This window comes from Shewanella sp. Scap07 (assembly GCF_013394145.1).
GTDB lineage: Bacteria > Pseudomonadota > Gammaproteobacteria > Enterobacterales > Shewanellaceae > Shewanella > Shewanella waksmanii.
The window spans coordinates 3,473,178-3,497,364 of record NZ_CP041329.1 but is presented as its reverse complement, the minus strand read 5'-3'; the positions used below and the strand labels follow the sequence as shown (position 1 = coordinate 3,497,364).

The 24,187-nt window shown below is 46.0% G+C and carries 22 protein-coding genes; 12 read left to right on the top strand and 10 right to left on the bottom strand.

What is annotated here, in order from left to right:
- The first annotated feature begins 54 nt into the window (after nt 1-54).
- On the top strand, nt 55-1,320 hold the full coding sequence (locus FLM48_RS15305) for a DEAD/DEAH box helicase (RefSeq protein ID WP_179025232.1): 1,266 nt from the start codon (nt 55-57) through the stop codon (nt 1,318-1,320).
- 25 nt (nt 1,321-1,345) lie between these two features.
- On the top strand, nt 1,346-2,386 hold the full coding sequence (locus FLM48_RS15300; RefSeq protein ID WP_179025231.1) for a GTP-binding protein: 1,041 nt from the start codon (nt 1,346-1,348) through the stop codon (nt 2,384-2,386).
- A gap of 108 nt (nt 2,387-2,494) precedes the next feature.
- Here FLM48_RS15300 and nadK read toward each other — a convergent pair whose 3' ends face one another.
- Complete coding sequence (gene nadK, locus FLM48_RS15295; protein WP_028774604.1) at nt 2,495-3,373, bottom strand: NAD(+) kinase; 879 nt, start codon at nt 3,371-3,373, stop codon at nt 2,495-2,497.
- Between the two features lie 100 nt (nt 3,374-3,473).
- On the opposite strand from nadK, the gene grpE reads away from it, so the two are divergent.
- Nucleotides 3,474-4,091, top strand: a complete 618-nt coding sequence (gene grpE / locus FLM48_RS15290; protein WP_028774603.1) for a nucleotide exchange factor GrpE — start codon at nt 3,474-3,476, stop codon at nt 4,089-4,091.
- Between the two features lie 89 nt (nt 4,092-4,180).
- Here grpE and dxs read toward each other — a convergent pair whose 3' ends face one another.
- From dxs to xseB, 3 genes are read right to left on the bottom strand one after another with little or no spacing between them, the layout of a single operon-like run.
- Nucleotides 4,181-6,049, bottom strand: coding sequence for a 1-deoxy-D-xylulose-5-phosphate synthase (gene dxs / locus FLM48_RS15285; protein WP_179025230.1), 1,869 nt, complete (start codon nt 6,047-6,049; stop codon nt 4,181-4,183).
- 22 nt (nt 6,050-6,071) lie between these two features.
- Nucleotides 6,072-6,953: a (2E,6E)-farnesyl diphosphate synthase gene (ispA, locus tag FLM48_RS15280; RefSeq protein WP_179025229.1), complete on the bottom strand. Its 882-nt coding sequence runs from the start codon at nt 6,951-6,953 to the stop codon at nt 6,072-6,074.
- A complete protein-coding gene (gene xseB / locus FLM48_RS15275; protein ID WP_028774600.1) occupies nt 6,954-7,193 on the bottom strand; it encodes an exodeoxyribonuclease VII small subunit in 240 nt (79 codons plus the stop codon).
- 402 nt (nt 7,194-7,595) lie between these two features.
- Here xseB and pomA point away from each other — a divergent pair, with 402 nt between their 5' ends.
- The 3 genes from pomA (at nt 7,596) to thiI (ending at nt 10,933) form a co-directional block, all read left to right on the top strand.
- On the top strand, nt 7,596-8,363 hold the full coding sequence (gene pomA / locus FLM48_RS15270) for a flagellar motor protein PomA (protein ID WP_179025228.1): 768 nt from the start codon (nt 7,596-7,598) through the stop codon (nt 8,361-8,363).
- Nucleotides 8,364-8,367: 4 nt separating this feature from the next.
- Nucleotides 8,368-9,330 carry a flagellar motor protein MotB gene (locus FLM48_RS15265; RefSeq protein WP_179025227.1) on the top strand — a complete coding sequence of 321 codons (963 nt, stop codon included), beginning with the start codon at nt 8,368-8,370 and terminating at the stop codon, nt 9,328-9,330.
- Between the two features lie 148 nt (nt 9,331-9,478).
- Nucleotides 9,479-10,933: a tRNA uracil 4-sulfurtransferase ThiI gene (gene thiI / locus FLM48_RS15260; RefSeq protein WP_028774597.1), complete on the top strand. Its 1,455-nt coding sequence runs from the start codon at nt 9,479-9,481 to the stop codon at nt 10,931-10,933.
- Nucleotides 10,934-11,105: 172 nt separating this feature from the next.
- Here thiI and FLM48_RS15255 read toward each other — a convergent pair whose 3' ends face one another.
- Entirely contained in the window at nt 11,106-11,333 is a 228-nt protein-coding gene (locus tag FLM48_RS15255; protein WP_028774596.1) for a hypothetical protein, read from the bottom strand.
- Nucleotides 11,334-11,515: 182 nt separating this feature from the next.
- Here FLM48_RS15255 and FLM48_RS15250 point away from each other — a divergent pair, with 182 nt between their 5' ends.
- The 4 genes from FLM48_RS15250 to rlmM all read left to right on the top strand — a co-directional run bounded on the left by FLM48_RS15250 (nt 11,516) and on the right by rlmM (nt 14,632).
- Nucleotides 11,516-12,427: a transcriptional regulator GcvA gene (locus FLM48_RS15250; protein WP_028774595.1), complete on the top strand. Its 912-nt coding sequence runs from the start codon at nt 11,516-11,518 to the stop codon at nt 12,425-12,427.
- Nucleotides 12,408-13,082, top strand: a complete 675-nt coding sequence (locus FLM48_RS15245) for an alpha/beta fold hydrolase (RefSeq protein WP_179025226.1) — start codon at nt 12,408-12,410, stop codon at nt 13,080-13,082. Before FLM48_RS15250 ends, FLM48_RS15245 begins: the two co-directional genes overlap by 20 nt.
- Nucleotides 13,075-13,464, top strand: coding sequence for a DUF423 domain-containing protein (locus tag FLM48_RS15240; RefSeq protein WP_028774593.1), 390 nt, complete (start codon nt 13,075-13,077; stop codon nt 13,462-13,464). Before FLM48_RS15245 ends, FLM48_RS15240 begins: the two co-directional genes overlap by 8 nt.
- Before the next feature lie 85 nt (nt 13,465-13,549).
- Nucleotides 13,550-14,632, top strand: a complete 1,083-nt coding sequence (rlmM, locus tag FLM48_RS15235; protein WP_179025225.1) for a 23S rRNA (cytidine(2498)-2'-O)-methyltransferase RlmM — start codon at nt 13,550-13,552, stop codon at nt 14,630-14,632.
- Between the two features lie 354 nt (nt 14,633-14,986).
- On the opposite strand, the gene FLM48_RS15230 is transcribed toward rlmM, so the two are convergent.
- On the bottom strand, nt 14,987-15,994 hold the full coding sequence (locus tag FLM48_RS15230; RefSeq protein ID WP_028774648.1) for an isocitrate dehydrogenase: 1,008 nt from the start codon (nt 15,992-15,994) through the stop codon (nt 14,987-14,989).
- 282 nt (nt 15,995-16,276) lie between these two features.
- Here FLM48_RS15230 and FLM48_RS15225 point away from each other — a divergent pair, with 282 nt between their 5' ends.
- Together FLM48_RS15225 and FLM48_RS15220 are read left to right on the top strand one after the other, a co-directional pair.
- Nucleotides 16,277-19,072 carry a prolyl oligopeptidase family serine peptidase gene (locus FLM48_RS15225; protein ID WP_372847484.1) on the top strand — a complete coding sequence of 932 codons (2,796 nt, stop codon included), beginning with the start codon at nt 16,277-16,279 and terminating at the stop codon, nt 19,070-19,072.
- A gap of 115 nt (nt 19,073-19,187) precedes the next feature.
- Nucleotides 19,188-19,661: an isoprenylcysteine carboxylmethyltransferase family protein gene (locus FLM48_RS15220; protein ID WP_179025223.1), complete on the top strand. Its 474-nt coding sequence runs from the start codon at nt 19,188-19,190 to the stop codon at nt 19,659-19,661.
- Nucleotides 19,662-19,703: 42 nt separating this feature from the next.
- Here the strand turns inward: FLM48_RS15220 and FLM48_RS15215 are convergent, their stop codons facing one another.
- From FLM48_RS15215 to FLM48_RS15200, 4 genes are all read right to left on the bottom strand, one after another.
- The gene (locus FLM48_RS15215) at nt 19,704-20,105 is read right to left on the bottom strand and encodes a DUF3192 domain-containing protein (RefSeq protein ID WP_028774645.1); all 402 of its coding nucleotides are present in this window, start codon (nt 20,103-20,105) and stop codon (nt 19,704-19,706) included.
- A gap of 160 nt (nt 20,106-20,265) precedes the next feature.
- Nucleotides 20,266-21,024: a flap endonuclease Xni gene (xni, locus tag FLM48_RS15210; protein ID WP_179025222.1), complete on the bottom strand. Its 759-nt coding sequence runs from the start codon at nt 21,022-21,024 to the stop codon at nt 20,266-20,268.
- 51 nt (nt 21,025-21,075) lie between these two features.
- Nucleotides 21,076-22,428: a nucleotide 5'-monophosphate nucleosidase PpnN gene (gene ppnN / locus FLM48_RS15205; protein ID WP_179025221.1), complete on the bottom strand. Its 1,353-nt coding sequence runs from the start codon at nt 22,426-22,428 to the stop codon at nt 21,076-21,078.
- Nucleotides 22,429-22,495: 67 nt separating this feature from the next.
- Entirely contained in the window at nt 22,496-24,052 is a 1,557-nt protein-coding gene (locus tag FLM48_RS15200) for a GGDEF domain-containing protein (RefSeq protein ID WP_179025220.1), read from the bottom strand.
- Between the last annotated feature and the right edge of the window lie 135 nt (nt 24,053-24,187).

The window sequence follows — 24,187 nt, the reverse complement described above, 5'->3', positions numbered from 1 at the left end:
AATGGCGCCATTTTTTGTTAGAATGCGCGCCCTCTTTATTGTAAGGCGCTTGGCATGACATTCGACAGCTTTCCACTTTCATCGCAGCTTATTGATGCGATAGCCATTTGCGGTTATCAAAATCTAACCCCAGTACAGCAACAAGTCATGCCAATTGCGTTAGCGCGGCACGATGTGATTGCCTGTGCGCAAACAGGCACAGGCAAAACCGCTGCCTACGCCATCCCTATGTTGCAGTGGTTGCTCGACAATGCTGACGATAGTCAATCGATTAAAGCGTTGGTGATGACGCCAACGCGCGAGCTAGCAATTCAAGTTGCCGAAAATATCCAGCAATATAGTCAATTTGCTGAGCTGAAAACCGTTGCTGTCTACGGTGGGGCTAACATCAACCCTCAGCGCAAAGCGATTGCTGCAGGTGCAGATATCTTAGTGGCTACGCCAGGGCGCCTGTTTGACATCATAGGCCAATATTCAGTTGACCTGTCTAGTGTCGATACGCTGATTATCGATGAAGCCGACAGGATGTTAGATTTAGGCTTCGTTAAAGATATTGAACGCATCAAGAAGCACCTAAAACCGCAGCACTGTTGTCAGTTATTCTCTGCCACCTACAGTGAGGGGATTGCGCAACTAGCCCACAAAATGCTCAATGCTCCGCAAAAGGTCAACATTGAGCCGGGTAAACAAGCTGCCACTATTGAGCAATGGGTGTACCCCGTTGATAAACGCCGCAAAGCTGAGTTATTGGCAGAGCTCATTGGCCGTAACAATTGGCGTCAGGTGTTGGTGTTTGTCAGTACCAAAGAAAGTGCTGAGCTATTACTGCAGGAGCTGCATTTAGATGGCCTTAAAGGTGCGGTCTTTCATGGTGACAAAACGCAAGGCGCCCGCAATCGTGCTTTAGAGCAATTTAAATCGGGTGAGCTGCGGATATTAGTGGCCACCGATGTGGCCGCCCGTGGCTTAGATATTGAAGCGCTGCCGCTAGTGATTAATCTTGAATTGCCATTTGCAGCAGAAGACTATGTGCATCGTATTGGCCGCACAGGTCGTGCTGGTATGGCGGGTAAAGCCATCTCTTTTGTTAGCCGCAACGATGAAGTGATGTTAGCCGATATTGAAGCGCTCATCGGCCAGGTGATTGATCGTAAGGTGCAGCCGGGATATGAAGAGGGCGCACCGCTTCCTGAGCGTTATCGGCAACTGCTTGTTGAGCCCAAAGCTAAGAAAACCTTTAAACATAAATCTCGCAGTAAAAGCAAACGCGCCACGGGTAAAGGTGGCTACGCGGCAAGGCGTGCGAATCAGTCTCGGTAGTAAGCAGTCATCATAAGGAGCAGCGATGATAGTACAAGCGATAGCCACTAATGTTATTACCGGATTTCTCGGGGTAGGCAAAACGAGCTTTATTCAAGGCCTACTGGCCAGCAAACCGAGCAATGAGCGCTGGGCGGTGTTGGTTAACGAATTTGGTGAAGTGGGCATTGATGGCAGTCTGCTAGGCAGCAGTGATAATCAAGTACAAATTAAGGAAGTGCCAGGTGGCTGCTTGTGCTGTGCGGCGGGAGTGCCGTTGCAAGTGGCCATTACTGAGCTTATTCGCCGCAGTAAACCCGACCGTTTATTGATTGAGCCTACCGGGCTTGGCCACCCCAAAGCCATTATTAAGTTATTGATGCAAAGCCAACTGGCCTCCACCCTAAAAATTGAGCAAAGTTTATGTTTAGTCGATGCCACCAAAGTGGCTGACAAGCGTTACACCGAACATGACATCTTTCAGCAGCAGATCCAGATTGCCGATACGGTACTCGCTGCTAAGGCAGATAGTTATCAATCGGATGAACTTAAGCAACTGCAACAGCTCTTAAAGGCATGGCAGCTTGAGGCGAACCTTGTACCTTTGAGCAGCATCAATGCCGACACAGAGCGCTTCGCAAGCGACTATCAGCCACTATTGCATGGCCGCAGTGCTCAAGCTGCACATTTGGCTCAAAGTGTGAAACCTGCGGCGATGAGCGTATTACAGCCAGTATCGATATTTGCCGATACTGCGCCGCAACAGATAGATTTTGATGCTGATGGCTGTTTTCACTGTAGTAATAGTCATGACGGTTTTGAAACCGCCAGCTGGGTATTCGATGTCAGCTACGAGTTTGAATTTGATGCGCTGGTGAGTTGGATTAAATCTTTGTCGGTTCTGCGCCTAAAAGCGGTACTCATTACCGATGAAGGTATTGCCGCTTTCAACTATGTTGACGGGCAATTGTCAGTGCAAGAGTTGGATGATGTGATGGACTCGCGCTTAGAGATGATCGCCGACTCAGTGCAACAATGGTCAACCATTACGGCGCAGCTGCAAGCCATGTCGAAACGTTATGCCTAAGGGCTTAGGACATTAGGTTCATAGAGCGTGAGCAATCGCACTTTCAGTATGTGCATTGACTAAGATATAAAAACAACAAAGGCGCGGTAAGCGCCTTTGTTAAGTTGATCAAAATAACTTGCTACCCCAGCCGAGTTTGTTCCTCAGCACGTGAAAGTAGTTATAACCTTTAGGGTGAATTAAGCGAAGTCGCTCATGGCTGCGTTTAACCATAATCTCATCACCAGGCAACACGGGCAGCATGACGTGGCCATCGCAGCTTACTTCCAAATTGTCACCGTTCTCAGGCGATACTACCAACTTAATGATGCTGCAGGCATCGACCACAATCGGTCTACACGACAATGTATGGGGGAACATCGGCACTAATATCAGCGCTTCTAAATTCGGCGTTAAAATTGCGCCGCCAGCAGACAGTGAGTAGGCAGTTGAGCCCGTCGGGGTTGAAACAATCATGCCATCGGCACGTTGGCTGTACATGAATTTGTCATCAATATAGACTTCAAATTCGATCATATGGGCAATCTTACCCGGGTGAAGTACTGCTTCATTGACTGCGGTATTACTGGATTTCAATGCGCCGTGACGATACACCTCAGCTTCAAGTAAAAAACGAAATTCAGTTTCGTAATCCCCATCGAGTACTTTACCTAAAGATTCTTCAAAGGTATCTGGGGGAAGGTCGGTTAAAAAACCTAGATTACCGCGGTTAACACCAATTACCGCGATATCAAAGCGAGCAAGCACTCTTGCAGCGCCAAGCATATTACCATCACCGCCAACCACAATAGCTAGGTCACAGCGCTCGCCAAGTTCGAGTAAATCAACAGAGTGGGCTTGGGGGCCAATCTCTGTTGCGACTCGCTCTTCAACGAGGAGATCATAGCCTTGCATTGTTAACCAATGGTGTAAGCGCTTAAGGGTTTTGTGAGTCCCTTGGTGATTTGGTTTCCCAATTAAGCCTATTGTGTGAAAAGCTTTGCTCATATTTATGCTTGATCCGTGCCTTAGGGCTTGAAACCTCGAATTTGATCCCCATAATATGCCCAGAGCCTGCAGAAACAAAGCATTTTTAGTTGGAGTGAGAATGAGCAACGAGCCAAACAAAGCACAAGAACCGCAAATTGATGAGGCAGTAGAAGCCGAAGTCACTACTGAAGCTGGTGGTGAACAAGCGAGTTTAATGGATGAGCTGACTCAAGCTAATTTTCGAGTAGAAGAATTAGAGCAAGCGTTAGCGGCTGCTGAAGCCAAAGTAGAAGAGCAGAAAGACTCTGTTGTTCGTGCAGCAGCAGAAGTAGATAACATGCGTCGTCGCGCCGCGATGGATGTTGAAAAGGCACACAAATTTGCCTTAGAGAAGTTTGCTAATGAGCTACTTCCAGTGATAGATAATATGGAGCGTGCATTAGCGGGGACTGACGCTGAAGCAGAAGCGAGTAAAGCCATTTACGAAGGGGTTGAACTAACCTTAAAGAGCTTTGTGAGCGCGGTTGAGAAGTTTGGCTTATCGCAAGTTGATCCACAAGGTGAAGCATTTAACCCAGATCACCACCAAGCGATTGGTATGCAGCCAAGTGCCGAGTTTCCAGCTAATACCGTCATGATGGTGATGCAAAAAGGCTATCTGCTCAACGAGCGTTTATTGCGCCCAGCTATGGTCATGGTATCACAAGGCGGCGGGTCGGTAGATACGCAAGCTTAAGCCTGATTAGAGATAACAAAAAAGCCTCACAAAGTGAGGCTTTTTTTATGGCCGACTAACGACCCAATTTACTTATAGCTCGGCTTAGATTAATCAGCTAAATACGCCTGTATTTGTGCCAATATCCCTGCACCGTCTAATTGCAACTCAGCGAGAATCGCTTTTGAATCCCCGTGCTTGATGAACTCATCTGGTAGGCCGATATTCAGCACTGGCATTGGCACTTTCAGTTGCTGCAAAGTCTCTAGTACAGCAGAGCCTGCGCCGCCCATAATGGCATTCTCTTCAACGGTAACAATAACATCGTGTTCGCTGGCTAATTGCTTAATTAATGCGGTATCGATTGGCTTAACAAAACGCATGTCGGCTAGGGTCGCATCTAGTTGCTCTGCCGCTTCGGCTGCGCTGGCTAAGGTGGTACCAAAATTCAATATGGCAACTTTCTGTCCGCTGCGCTTAATGACACCTTTACCAATAGGTAGAGCGGTCATCTCTTCAATCTGCTCAGCGCCAGTGGCACTGCCACGCGGGTAACGCACCGCGGTTGGCCCATCGTTGTAACAATAGCCAGTGTATAGCATCTGTCGACATTCATTTTCATCCGACGGTGCCATTATCACCATATTAGGGACAGTTCGCATAAAGCTTAAATCAAATGCGCCTTGGTGTGTTGGCCCATCGGCACCAACGATACCACCGCGGTCAATGGCAAATAACACCGGTAGCTTTTGCAAAGCCACATCATGAATAAGCTGATCATAACCACGCTGTAGGAAAGTCGAGTATATGGCAACCACAGGTTTGTAGCCTTCACAGGCAAAACCTGCACCGAAGGTAACCGCATGTTGCTCAGCAATAGCCGCATCAAAATACTGCTTAGGGAATCGCTGTGAAAACTCGACCATGCCAGAACCTTCACGCATAGCGGGGGTAATACCCACCACTTTTTCATCTTTGGCAGCAATGTCACAAAGCCAGCGGCCAAATACTTGCGAGAAAGTCGGATTAGCCGGCTTTGAAGCCGGTTTTTCAAAGGTAGATGGGTCGAATTTAGGCACCGCGTGCCAACCGATAGGATCTTTTTCTGCCGGCTCATAACCACGACCTTTCTTAGTCATGATATGTAAAATTTGTGGACCAGACAGATTACGCATATTGCGCATGGTTTCCACTAGACCATCGACATCATGGCCATCAATAGGGCCAATGTAGTTAAAGCCCAGCTCTTCAAATAACGTGCCTGGCACTACCATGCCTTTGAGGTGTTCTTCGGTGCGCTTAGCCATCTCTTTAATGGCGGGCATACCTTTTAACACTTTCTTGCTGTTTTCACGAATAGTCGTGTATAAACGACCTGACATTAACTGAGCTAAATGGTTGTTAAGCGCCCCGACATTCTCAGAGATAGACATTTCGTTATCATTGAGTACCACCAACATGTCATTGTGCAGATCGCCAGCATGGTTCATGGCTTCAAAGACCATCCCGCCTGTCATGGCACCATCACCAATCACGGCAACCACTTTACGACCAGCTTGCTCTTTTTCCGCGGCAACGGCCATGGCTAAGGCTGCACTGACCGAGGTGCCGGAGTGGCCAACGCTGAAGGTATCGTATTCACTTTCTTCACGCCACGGGAATGGATGTATGCCGCCTTTTTGGCGAATGGTGTGCATTTTGTCACGTCTGCCGGTCAAAATCTTGTGCGGGTAAGCTTGGTGTCCCACATCCCAGATTAATCGGTCAAATGGCGTGTTATAGACGTAATGAAGCGCCACAGTTAATTCAACTGTGCCGAGGCCTGATGCAAAGTGACCACTGGAAATACCTACTGATTTCAATAGGTAGCTTCTTAGCTCATCGGCTAATTGTGGTAGTGCAGCTTGAGGAAGCTGACGTAGCTCTTCAGGCTTATTTGCCTGTGCAAGCACAGGGTATTGAGAAATATCCAAACTCATATCGAGATTCTTTGTCTCTTGATTATACTCTTCGCGTGATTATGTAGCGGGCGAAGTCGGCAATTAACTGACTATTGTATGGTAATTTGGTCAGCGCTGATAGGGCTTGTTCAATCAAAGCTTTCGCTGTGTCTTGAGCCCCTGATAACCCTAGTAATTTAGGGTAGGTACTTTTATTGGCATCACTATCTGAACCTTGCGGTTTACCTAGCTCTTCGGTGCTGGCGATAATATCGAGTACATCATCTTGCACTTGAAAAGCTAAGCCGACAGATTCAGCATAGGTTAATAAATGTTGCCGTGTCATCTCATCGGCATCGGCTGCAATCAGCGCGAGTTCGACAGAGCAGCGGATAAGTGCGCCAGTTTTTAACTGGTGCAATTTAACTAAGGTCGGGTAATCAATCTGTTGGTTAGTGGCTTGCAAATCGATTGATTGGCCGCCGCACATACCGCTGTACCCTGACGCTTTTGCCAGCGCGTTTATCATCGCAATTTGCTGTTTAGCACTGAGCGGGCTGTCAGCTTGAGAGATGATTTCAAATGCCAGTGTTTGCAACGCATCACCAGCCAGTATGGCGGTTGCTTCATCAAATGCGATATGCACTGTGGGTTGGCCGCGGCGCAGCTCGTCATCATCCATCGCTGGAAGATCATCGTGAATGAGCGAATAGGCGTGAATACACTCAATGGCTGCCGCTGCAGCATCGAGTTTGGCCTGCGGCACAGATAATAGCTCACCAACCGCGTACACCAAAAATGGACGAATGCGCTTACCACCAATAAGTGCGCCATGTTTCATGGCCGCTTTTAGCTTAGGTTCGGTCTCGCCAAGTGCGTCGATATAGGACTCAAGTTGTTGATCAACTCGAGCGCGATATAAGTTAATGGCTTCAGTTAACACTTACTTACCTTCGTTTTCATAGGGCTGCAATTGCTCTTCTTCACCGTCTTGGGTGAGAATTGCCACCTTTTGTTGGGCTTGCTCTAGTTTACCCTGAGAGTGACGCACTAGCTTGATGCCTCGCTCGAACTGTTTCAAGGCATCATCCAGCGCCACATCGCCTTGCTCTAGGGCAGAGACAATGTGTTCAAGTTCATTGAGGGATTCTTCAAAGGTCAGATTTTCAGGTTTTTTAGCCACGATGCGTTTTCCTTGGATTGAGCGAAAGACAAGGTATATCAGCTACGGATAAGGGTCAAATCGCCATGCTGTATATTTGGTCAATAGCACGCTTTATGCCGATTTTTTTATAAAAATTTGTAATTGTAGCTAAACTTGCGGGTAAGCTGTCCGATAATTGATATAGGATGTTATCCTAAACCTAGGATAATTATATTCTAAAAGCGAAAGCTAGCAGTGACTTTTATTCGCTAAATTAGCGTGATTTAACAGGGCTCGGTTAAAGTTTGAGCGTTTTTGCCAGCCAGTTGATCAAAGAACTAATATTTTTGGGTGTTGTATAGCTAGGTACATGACCCGTTTATTTTGCTTACTGATCAAAACCCGTGGTTTTGGAAACAGTCAAAGACTCAAGGAGCAGTTGTGGATTTAGCAACCCTTATCGGCCTCATCGGCGCATTTGGTTTCATCATTATGGCGATGGTCAGTAGTGGTGGTATTGCCATCTTTATTGATGTGCCTTCTGTGCTCATTGTGATGATAGGCTCTTTGTTTGTGGTGATGATGAAGTACAACCTCAAACAGTTTTTAGGGGCAATTAAGATTGCTGCCAAAGCCTTTATATTCAAGATAGATAAACCCGATGAGCTTATTGAACAATCTGTGACGATGGCTGATGCAGCCCGTAAAGGTGGGTTCTTAGCCCTAGAAGAAGCGGAAATCACTAACAGTTTCATGCAAAAAGCGGTTGATATGTTAGTCGATGGTCATGATGGCGATGTGGTTCGTGACGCATTAGAAAAAGATATTGCTCTGACCGAGGAGCGTCATAAAACTGGGGTAGGCATCTTTAAGGCCTTGGGTGATGTGGCACCAGCCATGGGGATGATTGGTACCCTGATTGGTTTGGTGGCGATGCTTTCTAATATGGACGATCCTAAATCCATTGGTCCAGCGATGGCCGTAGCCTTGTTAACCACGCTGTACGGCGCGATTATTGCCAACATGATTGCGATTCCTATTGCCGATAAATTGCAGCTGCGAGTCAATGAAGAGTTACTTAATCGTAATCTAATCATGGATGCAGTGCTTGCGATTCAAGACGGTCAAAACCCACGGGTGATTGAAGGGTTCCTGAAAAATTATCTTTCTGAAAAGCAAAGACAAATAGATACAACGGACGGGGAATAATCCCATGGCAAAAAAGGTCAAATGTAATTGTCCTCCACCGGGTGCGCCTATGTGGTTGGCTACGTTTGCAGATTTGATGTCATTGTTGATGTGTTTTTTCGTGCTGTTGTTGGCGTTTTCTGAAATGGACGTGATGAAGTTCAAACAGATCGCCGGTTCGATGAAGTACGCGTTTGGTGTACAAAACAAAGTCGAAGTGAAAGATATCCCTAAAGGCACCTCGGTGATTGCGCTGGAGTTTAGACCCGGCAGGCCTGAGCCCACGCCGATTGAAATTATCAATCAGCAAACCAATGAAATGACTGAACAAACCATTGAATATCAGGCCGGTGAAGATGCCAGTGCTGGTGGTGTACAGCAGCAACGTGGAGAGCAGCGCGGCGGCGAGTCTTCATCAACGGCGCAGCAACAGGCTGAGTCTAAATCTCAGTCACAGTCTGAAGCAGAAGCGAAGCAAAAACAGGATCAAGCGGCGGCCCAAGAGCAAATCAATGAGCAAGTGAAGAAAATGGCTCAAGAGCTCAATAAAGAGATTGTTGATGGTGCGATTGAAGTGGAATCTCTCGGTCAGCAGATCATTATTCGAATTCGAGAAAAGGGGGCGTTTGCATCGGGGTCTGGCTTCTTGCAGCCGCGCTTTAAGCCCGTTGTACGCCGTGTTGGCGAGCTGCTTAAAGATGTTCCGGGAATCATTACCGTATCAGGCCACACTGATGATATGAATATCAGTAACGAGCTATACAGTTCTAACTGGGATTTGTCGAGCAAACGTGCTGTCGCTGTGGCTCATCAGCTTATTCGGGTGCGCGGTTTTGACCAGCAACGTATGAAAGTGGTCGGCATGGCATCATCTGATCCTCTGGTGGAAAACACCAGCGCGGCCAATAGGGCCCGCAATCGTCGCGTAGAGATAGCCATCGAGCAAGGTAAAGCTAAAGAATCCGATGAAATATTAGTGGGTCAATAAATCGCAAAAAGCCTGTCATGTTGACAGGCTTTTTTTGTTGGTTAACTTTCTGCGTCTGATCATAGGCAAGCTAAGCACTAACTTGATATAATGGCGGATTAATCTTTGATTCAAATTAGCTGTTGAATACCAACCCCGCGGGACGTCCATGAAATTTATCGTAAAACTGTTTCCTGAAATCATGATGAAAAGCAAGCCGGTAAGAATGCGTTTTACCAAGATGCTTGAAACAAACATTCGTAATGTACTAAAGAAAGTCGATGAAGATGCTAAAGTACAGCGCCAATGGGATAAAATTTTGGTGATGGTTCCTGCCGACAAACCAGAAATGGTAGCGCTATATGCCGAGCGTCTTAGTTGTATCCCTGGTATTGCCCACGTACTCCAAGTTCGCGAAAGTACTTTTGAGTCAGTTGACGATATATACCAGCAAACGATTGCGCTCTATAACGAGCAGCTAACTGGTAAAACATTTTGCGTGCGCGTTAAACGAAGCGGTAAGCATGAGTTCAACTCCATCGAAGTTGAGCGCTATGTGGGCGGTGGTTTGAACCAACATACGCAAGCAGCCGGCGTGAAATTGAAGAACCCAGATATGACGATTAATTTAGAAATTGATCGTGACAACTTATACTTGGTCGAGAAGCGCATTCCGGGTTTAGGTGGCTTCCCTATGGCGACTCAGGAAGACGTATTGTCGCTAATCTCTGGTGGCTTCGATTCCGGCGTATCGAGCTATCAGTTCATTAAACGTGGCTCTCGTACGCACTATTGCTTCTTTAATCTTGGCGGCGACCAACATGAAATTGGCGTTAAGCAGGTGGCTTACCACTTGTGGCAGAAGTATGGCGAGTCGCATAAGGTGAAATTTGTCTCAGTGCCATTTGACCCAGTTGTGACTGAAATTCTTGAGCGCATTGATAACGGTCAGATGGGCGTTATTCTTAAACGCTGTATGATGCGTGCTGCTAGCCGTGTTGCTGAACGCATGGGGATCCAAGCATTGGTGACTGGCGAAGCTATGGGGCAGGTATCTAGCCAAACCTTGACCAACCTCAACGTTATTGATCGCTGTACCGATACAGTGATTTTACGCCCGCTTATCGTGATGGATAAGCAAGATATTGTGAATATTAGTCGCCAAATTGGTACGGAAGATTTTGCCAAGTCAATTCCTGAGTATTGTGGTGTCATTTCGCAAAAGCCAACGGTAAAAGCGGTACTATCAAAAATTGAAGCCGAAGAGCAAAAGTTCTCCGAAGATTTGATTGAACGTGTGGTGGCGGCAGCTGAAATCATGGATATTAGGGATATTGCAACGCAAATGGATACCAAAGTGGCGTCAGCTGAAACGGTTGAAGATTTAGCCGCGGGTGAAGTGGTGATTGATGTCCGTGCGCCAGAAGAAGAGGAGCAAAGCCCACTTGAGCTAGAAGGTATTGAAGTGAAGGCGATTCCATTCTTTAAATTGGCGACACAATTTGCTGATCTAGATAAAAGTAAGACTTACTTGTTGTATTGTGACCGCGGTGTCATGAGTAAGCTGCAAGCGCTGTACTTGCAAGAACAAGGCTATGACAATGTTAAGGTTTACCGCCCATAGGCGTTGCCCGTAGCAAGCCCAACTAAAAGCCGCTGTTAGCGGCTTTTTTTATAGCTTGATAAAACCTTAGCAGATTGGCTTTTGATGAGATAGAAAAAGTAGCAGGTACAAAAAAGCCACATACTCAGATGTGGCTTTCAGCTGGGCTATCAGGCATTATCGCCAGAGTGTATTACTCTGAATGCTGAACGTTAGCCGTTGTTTCTTTGTCGCTTTCTGTAGCGACTAGCATGGCATTAACGTCGTCGTTTAGGTCCTGCTGCATTGCTTCTAGACCTTCGGCTAGCTGAGCGCTAATGGCGGCGTGTAAATCGTTAGTATCAACAACGATTTCGTCAGCGTGTACGTTAGCGGTGCAAGCGAGTAAAGCAACAGTTGCTAGTGTTTTTAGGTTCATCATGGTGTTCGCCTCCGGGCGGATATTCGTCTTGGGGTTAGACACTCCCCAATACGTCGTAGAGGCTGTCTAACTGCACTTAATTTCTTGGGGTGAAATTTAGTCAAAATTGCTTCGCTTTACAAACGATAAAATGTAACAATAAGGATTAGTAAATCTAATCCAAATATGAGATCGAGATCACTATGTCGAGACGATTGCCACCGCTAAATGCCGTGAAGGCTTTTGAAGCCGCAGCAAGACATTTGAGCTTTACCCGAGCTGCTGAAGAACTGTTTGTTACGCAAGCTGCTGTTAGTCATCAAATAAAAGCGCTAGAAGAGTACTTAGGGTTAAAACTGTTTAGGCGTAAAAACCGCTCTTTACTGCTTACCGAAGAGGGGCAAGGTTACTTTCTCGATATAAAAGATATTTTTGTGCAACTAGCCGATGCAACAGATCGTTTACTTGCGCGTAGTGCTATTGGCTCGCTGACAGTCAGCACTAGCCCTAGTTTTGCCATTCAGTGGCTGGTTCCGCGCTTATCTAAGTTCAGTGAAAAGAACCCCGACATCGATGTGAGAATTAAAGCCGTTGATGACGAGGATAGCTCCTTAGCCGACGATGTTGATGTGGCCATCTATTATGGTCAAGGTTCATGGCCTGGGGTGCGTGCTGATAAGCTGCGTAATGAGGTATTAATCCCGGTTTGTTCACCGATGTTACTCAGTGGGCCTAAGCCTCTGGCTGAACCAAGTGATCTGAAACATCACACCTTATTACATGACTCAAGCCGTCATGATTGGCAGGCTTGGTTTAGACAATGTGGAATTACCGATATTAATGTGAACCAAGGTCCAATCTTTAGTCATTCATCTTTGGTTCTACAAGCTGCGGCGCACGGTCAAGGCATAGCATTGGGCTATAGCGTATTAGCCCGCCCTGATATTAAAGCAGGTCGTCTGGTGTGCCCGTTCCCTGAAGTCTTGCTCAGTAAAAATGCTTATTACTTGGTGTGTCAGCAAAATCATGCCGAAATCGGTAAGATTGCGGCGTTTCGTGAGTGGATGTTAGATATGTTTGAAGAGGAGTCACGCAGTGAACTATTACCAGGTTGATGCTCCTTTGGTGGAGGCTGAGTTGCTGCCTAGCCAAGTTCGCCTAGAAGGCAATGAGAGTGACACCTTAGTGATTTTCACCCACGGCGCAGGCGCTAATATCGACAGCGAGTTTATGCAACAGTTTTCTGCCGGGCTGGCCAAGCAAGGTGCTTGGATCGCGAGCTTTAATCTACCTTATATGCGGGCCAATGCCGTTGACGGTAAACGTCGACCACCAGATAGAGCCCCGAAGCTGCTAAAAGACTTTGCGATTCATGTTGCTGAGCTTAAGCGGCAGTACCAACCGCAGCGTATTGTGCTGATGGGTAAGTCAATGGGTGGACGCATGGCGGCGTGGTTAGCCAATGAGGTATCGGTTGATGGGGTGGTGTGCTTAGGTTACCCGTTTGTGGCGTTAAAAGGTGGAGAGCCAAGGTTAGCTCCGCTGGCGCAATGCAAGGCACCAGTCATGATATTGCAAGGCGAAAGAGATAAGTTTGGCGGCCGAGGTCAAGTTGAAACCTGGATTGACGGCCTAGAGATAAAACTGCACTGGTTGCTTGATGGCGATCATAGTTTTAAACCGCGCAAGTCGTCAGGCACCACTCAAGAGGCTAATCTCGAACAAGCGATACACGCGAGTATCGAGTTTATTGGAGGTTTAGATGCATAAAGGTTTTCTGTTATTAGCCTCGTTAAGCGGCTTTATTGCAGTCGCGCTGGGGGCATTCGGTGCCCATGGTTTAAAGCGCATTGCTTCACCTGAGATGATAGCGATATTTAACCTTGGGGTTGAATATCAGTTTTATCATACCTTTGCGCTAATCGCGGTGGCATTTGCCGGGCATTGGTTAACCTCGCGGTTGTTGGCGTGGGCCGGGTATTTGTTTATTGCAGGCATGGTGTTGTTTTCAGGATCGTTATACCTATATGCGTTATTGGGAACAAAGTGGACTGGTCCTATTACGCCATTAGGGGGCGTATGCTTCCTACTGGGGTGGTTATTTATCGCTGTGGCAGTTTGGCGTAACCGCGTGGTTGAGTTAAACGATTAACCATCAGCCGCTGTCTATTGTGTCATTTCAGTGTAAAATGGCGGGCAATTAACGTTGTACGCCATTTTTTGTGCAGGAACCCCCAATGATAAACCTATTTTTATTTTGCCGTGCTGGTTATGAGAAAGAGTGCGCTGCTGAAATTCAGCACCGTGCTGCTGAGCTCGATATCGGCGGCTTCGTTAAAACCAATAATAACGATGCTTATGTGATTTTTCAGTGTTTCCAAGATGGCGATGCTGAAGTGTTGGCGAAGAAAATCTCATTGGATTCATTGATTTTTGCGCGGCAAATGTTCGCAGCTGCTAAGTTGCTTAAGTCTTTACCAGAAGCAGATAGGGTCTCTCCTATTGTTGAGGCGTTAGCCAGTGTTAGCAAAGCAGGCGAGCTGAGGGTTGAAACCCCAGACACTAATGAAGCCAAAGAACTGTCGAACTTTTGCCGTAAGTTTACTGTGCCTTTACGACAAGCACTTAAACGCAGTGGCGCATTAACAGAAAAAGAGAATCCTAGAAGGCCCATCATTCATGTGTGTTTTGTGGCTTCGGGTACTGCTTATGTGGGCTATTCGCTGAGCAATAATTCATCGCCTCATTACCGTGGTATTCCGCGGCTAAAGATGGCTGCCGATGCGCCAAGCCGTTCAACATTGAAGCTTGATGAGGCATTTATTCATTTCATCCCCAAAGATGAGCAAGAGCAGCGTCTGCGTAGCGGATTGAATGCGGTGGATTTAGGGGCTTGCCCTGGTGGCTGGACTTATCAGCTTGTGCGCCGTGGTATGTTTGTTGCGGCAGTCGACAATGGGCCGATGAACGAAGATTTAATGAATACCGGCCAAGTTAAGCACTATACTGCCGATGGGTTTCGTTTTGAGCCGCCACGCAAAAATATTTACTGGTTGGTTTGCGATATGGTGGAAAAACCTTCGCGCGTTGCTGAGTTAGTTGAAGCTTGGGCCATTAATGGTTGGTTTAAAGAGGCTATCTTTAACCTTAAGTTACCGATGAAGAGCCGCTACAAAGAAGTGTCGCAAATTTTGGCTACCATGCAGGAAATTCTAAAAGAGAATGGCGTCGAAGATTTTCATCTAGCCTGTAAGCACCTTTATCATGATCGTGATGAAGTGACGGTGCATTTATGGTTGCGCCCACAAACAGGCTTCTAATACCAATCAGTATAAACATTTAGTCACTCAGTGAGAGTTTAGCGGTTCTGAGGCAAGGCAACGAGTGAAGAGCATAGTTATTCTACGGTTAAGCTCGTTAACACAGCATCAGAATCGCTAAAACTCGCCATTCTGGCGCGTTTTTGGCTACCTACTTCTGCGTTGAATAACCTCACAAGGGAGCAACCATTGTTTCAGTACTCACTTTGAATTAGCCGGCCTTGAATTAGTTTGCCAAAAGCACGCTGAGTAGATCAAATTCTTATACTGATTGGTATAACTGCCATTTAGCAGCCAATAAACATAAAAAAGCCCTGACCATGTCAGGGCTTTTTTGTAAACACTGCTTATTGCTTACAGGCGGTCAATGACAGCTTGTGTGAAGTCAGTAGTGCCGTGAGTACCGCCAAGATCGCGAGTGGTACGGTCGCCTTCTTCAATAACCGCTGATACTGCACTGCGGATAGCTTCGGCTTTATCAGCCATGCCTAAATACTCAAGCATTTGGATTGAAGCTAAAATCACTGAAGTTGGGTTAGCGAGGTTCTTACCTGCAATATCAGGTGCGCTACCATGTACCGCTTCGAAAATTGCCGCATCTTTACCGATATTAGCACCTGGTGCCATACCTAAGCCGCCTACTAGACCAGCACATAAATCTGACAGGATGTCACCAAACAGGTTGGTGGTCACAATCACATCAAAGTTTTCTGGGTTCATGACTAGCTTCATGCAAGTTGCATCAACAATCATCTCTTCAGTGGTAATATCTGGATAGCGCTCGCTCACTTCGCGGGCCACTTTCAAGAACAAGCCTGAAGTCGACTTCATGATGTTGGCTTTATGAACGATAGTGACCTTTTTACGGCCTTCTTTACGTGCTAACTCATAAGCAAAAGTTGTGATTTGCTCTGCACCTTGGCGAGTAATAATACTGGTCGCTTCAGCAGTTGCACCGTCATCAGAAACGGTTTGACCTAAACCTGAATACATACCTTCAGTGTTTTCACGTACGGTAATGATATCAATGTTGTCGTAACGTGCTTGGGTACCTTTAAAAGATAGTACCGGTCTAACGTTAGCGTAAAGGCTGAAAATTTTACGCAAAGTCACATTGATAGAGGTAAAGCCTTCACCCACTGGTGTGGTGAGGGGGCCCTTCAAAGTGATACGATTTTTTTCAATCAAATCTAAGGTGCTTTGCGGGAGTAGTTCACCTTGTTTCTCTAGTGCAGTTAGACCAGCATCTGCAAATTCATAGTCGAAGTCGCATCCGGCTTTATCGAGGATCTTGATTGCTGAATCGATAATACTAGGTCCAATCCCATCACCAGGAATCACGGTTATAGTTCTTTTTGACATGGAGAGTCCTTCCACGGTTGGTCGTTACTGCTATTGTCTGACCATGTCGGAAGACACGGTATTAATGACTGTGAAAATTATTATTTGTCGTCTCATACATTTTAAACACTTTTAAACACTTTTCACAGAAAAAGGTGAGCAATCTCACGTTTTTTTCTGTAGGGTAACTTGCAATAAACGGCGCTTATCACCATGATTGTTCGTTAAAGGTTAAAAAAGACGACTTTAGTCTAATAAAGTGAACCTATGAAGATTAACCATAATAAGAAAACGGGGAAGACTTTGAAGCCACTATCTTTCGCTACGCTGGCCGTTGTCAGTGCCAGCATATTCAGTCCTCACTTGCTTGCTAGCAATATCACGCCACAAACTGTGATGCAGTTTGAGTCACTCAAAAAGCCTGTTATATCAGCTGAAGGTAACACCCTTGCTGTTGAAGTCGCGCCCGATCGTGGTGACAGTCATGGTCTGGTGAAAACGCTAACATCTTCGCAACAATTTAATGTTGAAAATGCATCTAAGCCGAAAGTGAGCCGAGATGGACATTTTGTTGCATTTAAACGTGACACACCCTTGTTAACTAAGGAAACGGCGTCGGCAAAGGAAAAGAAAAAGCTTAAAGCGGGCATGGTGTTGCTTGATACCAAGACCGGCAAAGAAACCAGCTATGAGCAGGTGAAGTCTTTTCAATTTAATGACACAGGCACCCACTTAGCTATCTGGTTTGAAGCTGACCAAGAGAAAAAAACCGCTAAAGGTAGCGAAGACGATAACGCAGAGAATAAAGACAAAGCGCCTAAAATCGATAAGTTCGATAAAGGCAGTCGTTTTGTCTTGATAGATTTGGCTAACATGCAACAGCAAGCCTTTGAGCATGTTACCGCGTTTGCTTTTAACCGCAGTGGTAGCCATTTGGCGTTGGCAACTAATGACATTGCTAATCAGCTGCACCAGTTGCACTTGAGTGATTTAAAAGCCGGCAGCACTGCGCTAGTCAAGGCATACACAGACCAACAAATTGGCCATATTGCCGTCAGCGAAGATGGCCTGCGAGTCGCCCATACCTTTGGTGCGGTTGAGGCTAACCCCTACGGACGTGAATACCAACTAGCACTTTATTATGTCAGTGATAATCGCTGGTTCACCGTGGTGAATAGTGCAGAGTGGACACTGAATCGTTACAGTGAAGTCAGTTTTTCCGATGATAACAAGCGACTGTTCTTTGGTCGCGTCCCGCAAGTTAGCCAACAGTTAAGCCTGCCTGAAGTTAAACAAGCGCAAGATTTAACAGATAGCCAGGTGATAACCGGTCAACGTAATTTACGTATTTGGCATGGTGACGATCCGCGCATTAAACCCAATGAGATTGAGCAGTATGACAAAGAACTCAAACGCACTTATTTGGCGGTAATGCATTTAGCCAGCAATAATATTGTTCAGTTGGCAGACCAGCAGGTGCCTGATGTGCAGCTAGAGCAACAATCACGCTATCTGCTGGCTAGCTCAGATATCCCTTATCGCAAAATGATCACCTGGGCGGGTTTTTATCGAGATTTCTACCTGATTGATATTAATACAGGGCGAAAAATTGCTTTCTTAACTCAGCAACCTTCATCTGAAAGGCCTACATTGTCACCTGATGAGCGCTCGGTGGCTTATTATCAGCAGGGCGATCTGTTCTTGTATCAAATAGCCCAAGATAGACGGGTAAACCTGACTAAATCGTTAAAGACCCAGTTTAGTGATGAAGATCATGACTATCCGTCAATGCCACCTAGTTATGGTTTTGGTCCTTGGATAGCAGATGGTTCAGGATTTATTGCTTACGACAAGTATGATGTGTGGCAGTTTAATACTGAGTCGCTGCAAGCATTCAGTCTAACCGCCAAACAGGGCCGTAAGCAGCAAATTCAGTACCGCGTGGCGGGACTGTATGAAGATAAAGAACAGCCTACCCGACTAGCGCCTGAGCAGGCAGTGTTATTGCATGGTTATAATGAGCGCACAAAGGCTGACGGTTTTTATCAAGTTAACCTTGGCGTCAGTGGTGTCAGTAAACTGATGGCGGGTGAATACAAGCTTACGCCACTAGCGCGAGCGGAGAACAGCAGCGAGTTTGTGTTTTCAAAACAACGTTATGATCTGTTCCCCGATCTGTATGTGGGCGATGTTAGTCAACCACAAAAGGCCGTACAACAAACTAATTTAGACGCCCAAAAAGAGGGCTTAAATTGGAGCCACTCTGAACTAGTGACTTGGGCAAATGCCGATGGTAAGCCACTTGATGGCGTACTGATTAAGCCGACTAACTACCAAGAAGGTCAGCGTTATCCGGTATTAGTTTATTTTTATCGCTTTATGAGTGACCGTTTGCACGCCTTCCCGCAGATGAAAATTAATCATCGTCCAAATTTTGCTTGGTTTAGCGATAATGGCTATGCGGTATTCTTACCCGATATCCGTTTTGAAGTGGGTTACCCTGGGCCAAGTTCGGTGCAGGCGCTGAATTCAGGTGTGCAAAAACTAATCGATATGGGCATTGCCGACCCAGATGCTATTGGTATACAAGGGCACTCATGGGGTGGGTATCAAACCGCTTTTGCCGTTACACAAACGCATATCTTTAAGGCTGCGGTAACCGGAGCGCCAGTTTCAAACATGACAAGTGCATACAGTGGTATTCGCCATGGCAGTGGTTTAGCGCGTCAGTTCCAGTATGAAACCGGTCAAAGCCGTATCGGTGAGAGCTTATTTAAGTCGCCGCACAAATACATTGAGAACTCGCCGGTATTTTATGCTGAGCGCATTAAAACACCGATGATGATCATGTTTGGTGATAAAGATGATGCGGTGCCTTGGGAGCAAGGCGTTGAAATGTATCTAGCGATGCGTAGGGCGGGTAAAGATGTGGTGTTCTTGCAGTATCAAGATGAACCACATCACTTGAAAAAATATCCAAATAAGCTCGATTACAGCATTCGCATGATGGAGTATTTCGACCATTACCTTAAGGGCAAACCTGCACCGCAGTGGTTGCAACAAGGCGAAGCTTACCAAGAGTATAAAAAAGCTGACTAATCAACATAATGTCTAACAAAGCCGAGCGATAATGCTCGGCTTTTTAATACTTGACTTGCAGGCTATAGCACGGCAGTTTAGAAGGCTAATCGCAAACAAGGAGCGTAATGATTTTATGGATGATCGCCGTGGCCCGCAGGTTAAGTTTCCCCCACCTATGATGTTTATCAGTATGATTTTAGTTGCCATGGCATTGGAATTGGCTGTACCTATGGGCTTTAAGTTGCCTGAGCCTGTGCATTATATGGGGCTACTGCTGCCGCTAGTAGGCTCGCTTGCCTTGTTAAAAATAGCGATTAACTTTCGCCAGAAATCAACCAATATCGAACCTTGGAAACCTACTTCAACAGTGATTGTTGACGGTATTTATGCTTACAGTCGCAATCCCATTTACCTGCTATTTTGCAGTTACCCCATAGGTATCGGGCTGTTTGTAGGTAAAGGTTGGGTCATTTTAAGTACCTTGCCATCACTGGTGTTGGTGTACCAGTTTGCCATTGCACCCGAAGAGCGCTATTTGACCCAAAAGTTTGGTGACGACTATCAAGACTATTGCCGTAAAGTACCACGCTGGTTATTGTGGTTTTAGGGTTTAGCACTGCTAAAGATTTAGCAGTGCATGAGCTGGAGTTTATTGAGAGGTTTCGCCCGCAGGAATAGAAGCGGTGACATATTGATTATAAGTGTCATCGCCCCAGGCAATGAGCTTATTGTCTTGAAAGAGTAACGGCGTGCATTCATCTCGAGTGGTCTCACCATCTGATTTGGTATGGTGGGTACGATAAAAAAGCACTTGTAAGCTGACGCCTTGGCTCATTTTTGCTTCGCTGAAATCCGCATTGCCTAATAGTAGTCTCACTTCTTCTATGCTTTGGCCTAGGTTAATCTCAGTCAGTTTAGCTGCGTTATAGGCTTGTCTATCTTCCCAATCCATTTCATCAGGCGTAGGTTCATAAACTAATACCACCACAGCCACAAAAGCTAAATAAGCGGCAAAAATAGATCCAATAATGACGGGTGCTTTTGATTTCATATCGTCGAACAATCCTTGAACTTGCTACACGTACGGGACGTGTAATCTATAAATCTGTGCAGTGATATTACACTGTCTGTTATCTTTACTTAGATAAGATAGCGACATTCGACCGTCGGGTAAATGTGAGATAAGTAACTTAATGTTTACATTCTGGCAATCATTTGGCTAATCTGAACTGGCTTAGATTGACCTCTAACGGCATATCTATTTGTAATTGCACAAGTTTGTAGCTCATTCTGGCGAGTTGTTTGCCCGACTCGAGCTTTTTTGCTTGTTTAGCCCCAATATTTTCAATTGACGCATAAATATTAGCCAGTGTGCGGTAGGTGCGTAACAATTCCATCGCAGATTTAGGGCCAATACCGGGTACGCCTGGGACTTTATTGCCACTGTCACCTGCTAATGCGAGGTAATCGATAAACTGTCCATGGTCGACACCTAGCTTCGCTTCTCGCTCCTCAACGGTGATTGCTGCTTGGGCAAAATGATCCCATTGGCTAATTTGTGGATGGGTTAATTGGGTAAAGCCTTTGTCCGTTGAGACGATTATTGCTGCGCCCTTAGCCTTGACCATTTTGGTGGCGAGTGTGGCGATAACATCATCGGCTTCGCTATCGGCATCTATCGATTGCACGCCCGCATCTGCCAGGGCTTGTTTAATGTCACCTAAGCCTGCCTCTAATGCAGCGGGCATAGGTTTTCGATCTTTTTTATAATCTTCATACAGGCGTTTACGCCATGACTGTTGTTTACCATCCCATACAATAACGGCATGGCTGGGTTGATGATATTGGATGAGCTTTTGGCAGGCTGACGTCAATCTCGGCGCTAAACCGTCGATATGGGTGTCGTCTTTTTGTGCGGCGTGCATGCGCCGCACTAAATTTAAACCATCAATTATTAACAGGGTGTTCATGGGGTCAAGCAGTTGTCCTTTTGCTTAATAATAAATTGCGCATCATCGATGTTAAGTGATGATACGATAACAGGGCACATAATCACTGCCAGGCAGTTTCATACGTTGCTGCTCAACAAATGCTTGTAGCAGCTCATCCATCATGGCCATCAAGGCTTTATCACCCTTTATTTCAAACGGCCCTTCGGCTTGAATCGCCTTTATGGTGTCCATTTTTACATTGCCCGCTACGATACCAGAAAAGGCTTTACGTAGGTTAGCCGCCAGTTCGGCTTTATTATCCTGAAAGTGTAAATCTAGGCTATTCATGGCCTCGTGGGTGGGCTCAAACGGAAGTTGAAATTCTGGCTCGATTTTCAAAGACCAGTTGTATTGATAGGAATCGCCGCTGTCTTTACGGTCTGATTGCACTTCGTCCAAGCCGTGGCTCATGATTCTGGCCACGCGGACCGGATCATCGATGACGATTTCATATTTATCTTGTGCTTGTTGACCAAGCGTAGCGCCAATAAATTTGTCGATTTTATTGAAATACTCTGCACTGGCTGCAGGACCAGTTAATATCAGCGGAAAGGGTCTATCTTGATTGTCGCTATTGAGCAAAATGCCCAGTAGATACAGTAGTTCTTCTGCGGTACCAGCGCCGCCAGGGAAGATCACAATGCCGTGACCCATGCGCACAAAGGCTTCTAGGCGCTTTTCAATATCCGGTAAAATTACCAGCTCGTTGACAATTTGATTAGGTGGCTCGGCAGCGATAATGCTGGGCTCTGTCAGGCCAATATAACGTGCGGTGGTGATCCGTTGCTTAGCATGACCAATCGCTGCGCCTTTCATTGGGCCTTCCATTGCGCCCGGGCCGCAACCAGTGCAGATATCATGGCCGCGTAATCCCAGTTCATAGCCGACTTCTCGGGTATAGAGAAACTCATTGTCATTGATACTGTGGCCGCCCCAGCACACAACAATATTGGGTTCTTGGCGTGGCATCACTTTAGCATTGCGCAGGATATCGAATACCACATTGGTGATGTGGTTCGAGTTGGTTAAGTTAATATGTTTAAGGTTTTCATAGCGATCACTGATATAAACAATGTCGCGTAAGACGGCAAATAGATGCTCTTGAATTCCGGTGATGATTTTACCGTCAACGAATGCGGCTTCGGGTGGATTGGTGAGTTCTATTTTGATGCCGCGTTCGCGCCTGAGTACGCGAATATTAAAGTCTTGGTATTGTGAGAATAGGTTTTCGGCATTATCGCTATTGAGCCCAGAGGCGAGTACCGCCAATGAGCAGTTGCGATACAGTTGGTATAAATCACTTTTGGCGTTTTGCTTGAGGCGATCGACTTCCAGTTGTGAAAGTTGATCCATACTGCCTCGGGGACTGATGTTGACTAACATGGCAACTCCTTAGTAGAGCGGCGTGCAGACCCAGGAACTTGATAAATAAACTAAAAATTGTCTGCGCTTATACGTCAATAACCACTCTATCTCTGCTTTCGTGTTTTGCTTTGTATAGGGCTGCATCTGCTCTTTCAAATGTCTCATTGATGAGCTCATTATTCATGATTTGTGCGGCACCTATAGATACTGTAACCGTAATCCGCTGATTTTTAAACTTAAAGGGAATGTTTTTCACTTTTTCCCTTACCCGATTAAGCAGTTGGTCTATGTCGGTAGCCGATACGTCAGGTATAAGCATGACAAACTCTTCACCGCCATAACGGGCAACAAATTCGGTTTCACGTAGCGAGTTTTTAAGTGCCATAGAGATAACTTGTAAGGTCTTGTCACCGGTACTATGGCCAAAGGTATCGTTGATTGATTTGAAGTGATCGATATCAGCCACCGCAACCCACAATGGCTGTTTATGGCGCTGATGATTGCGATACTCTTGCTCCATACGCTCTTCCAATGCCGCGCGGTTTGGCAGCTGGGTGAGGGTATCTAACAAGTTGAGCTTTTGCTGTTCAAATAAGCGCTCTTTATAGGTATTGGCTTCGCGGCTCAGCTCATTGAGCTCTGTGCGCATGGTTTCCATCGACTTACGCAGCAGGGCTTGCTCTCGCTGCTCTAAAGCTTCTTTGCGTCCCAGCGCTGTTCGCAGTGAAGCCAGCTGCTCTGTAACTTGCGACTTCAAGCTGTGAATGTCATCAATATCGATTATTGCGTCGCCAACATTATCAACGCGGCTGTTAATCTCGCGGTTGAGCTGCTTTTTTAATTGGAAGCTACGTTGATTATTGTTGTATGAATCGCTAACGACTTCGCGCACCGCTGACAGTGCATCGTTAAGCGCATATAAGAACTCTTGCGACGCTGATTTCTCAAGCGCAATGTTCTCTAACAATAAGGTTAAGATGGTCTGGTAGGCATCAATTAAGCTTTCAACTTCAATGTCATCGGTTAGGGTGTCTTTAACGACTAAAACTTGGTCGCGCTGATCTTTGCGAAACTCAATTTCTGAGATCATTTGCGCCAGTTCATGGGCTAACTGTCGATGCTTAGGCAGGACTTCTAGCTTGTCACCTTGAGTCAGTTGCTCTTGTAAAATCGCGTCGTAAAAGCCAACCAAGCGTTCGACTTTAGGAATATAATCCCAAAAGGTATGGAAAGGTTTGGCCAGCTCTTGTTTAAAGTAGCTGATCTCTTTTTTCAGTTGCGCAGGCGCTGAGTCTACCCGTTGTAATTGGCGGATGACTTTAGACAGGCTGGTGCGACCGTCTTCTAGTTGCACCATCACATGGTTGTATTGTTGTTTGAGGATTTGCTCAACTTCAACCAGTTCAGGCAAGGCTTCTTCTACCCGATCAAAACCACCGAGTTTGTGGCGTAATTTGGCTAATTTATTATCGAGCTCAAGGTTTTGTCCTTTACAGGCCAGGCTTAAATGGCCGATAAACTGCAGTAATGACGCCAGCTTTTGATTATGATCTTCGTTCATCTCCTCTAACGCTGCACGAGCTGAGTGCAACTTTTGTTTGAGCAGAGTTATTTGCGAAATATTAGCCGTCGTATCCTTCATGTTTACCTTTGATTCAGCGTCCTTGTTTAATGTTCGATTTGGATAGTTTAACAAAGTTTGACTCTCGTCATGTTAGCCGATTAATTGTTTACTGAAAATCAGTATTTTATCGGCACAATTATACGCTAACTTTAA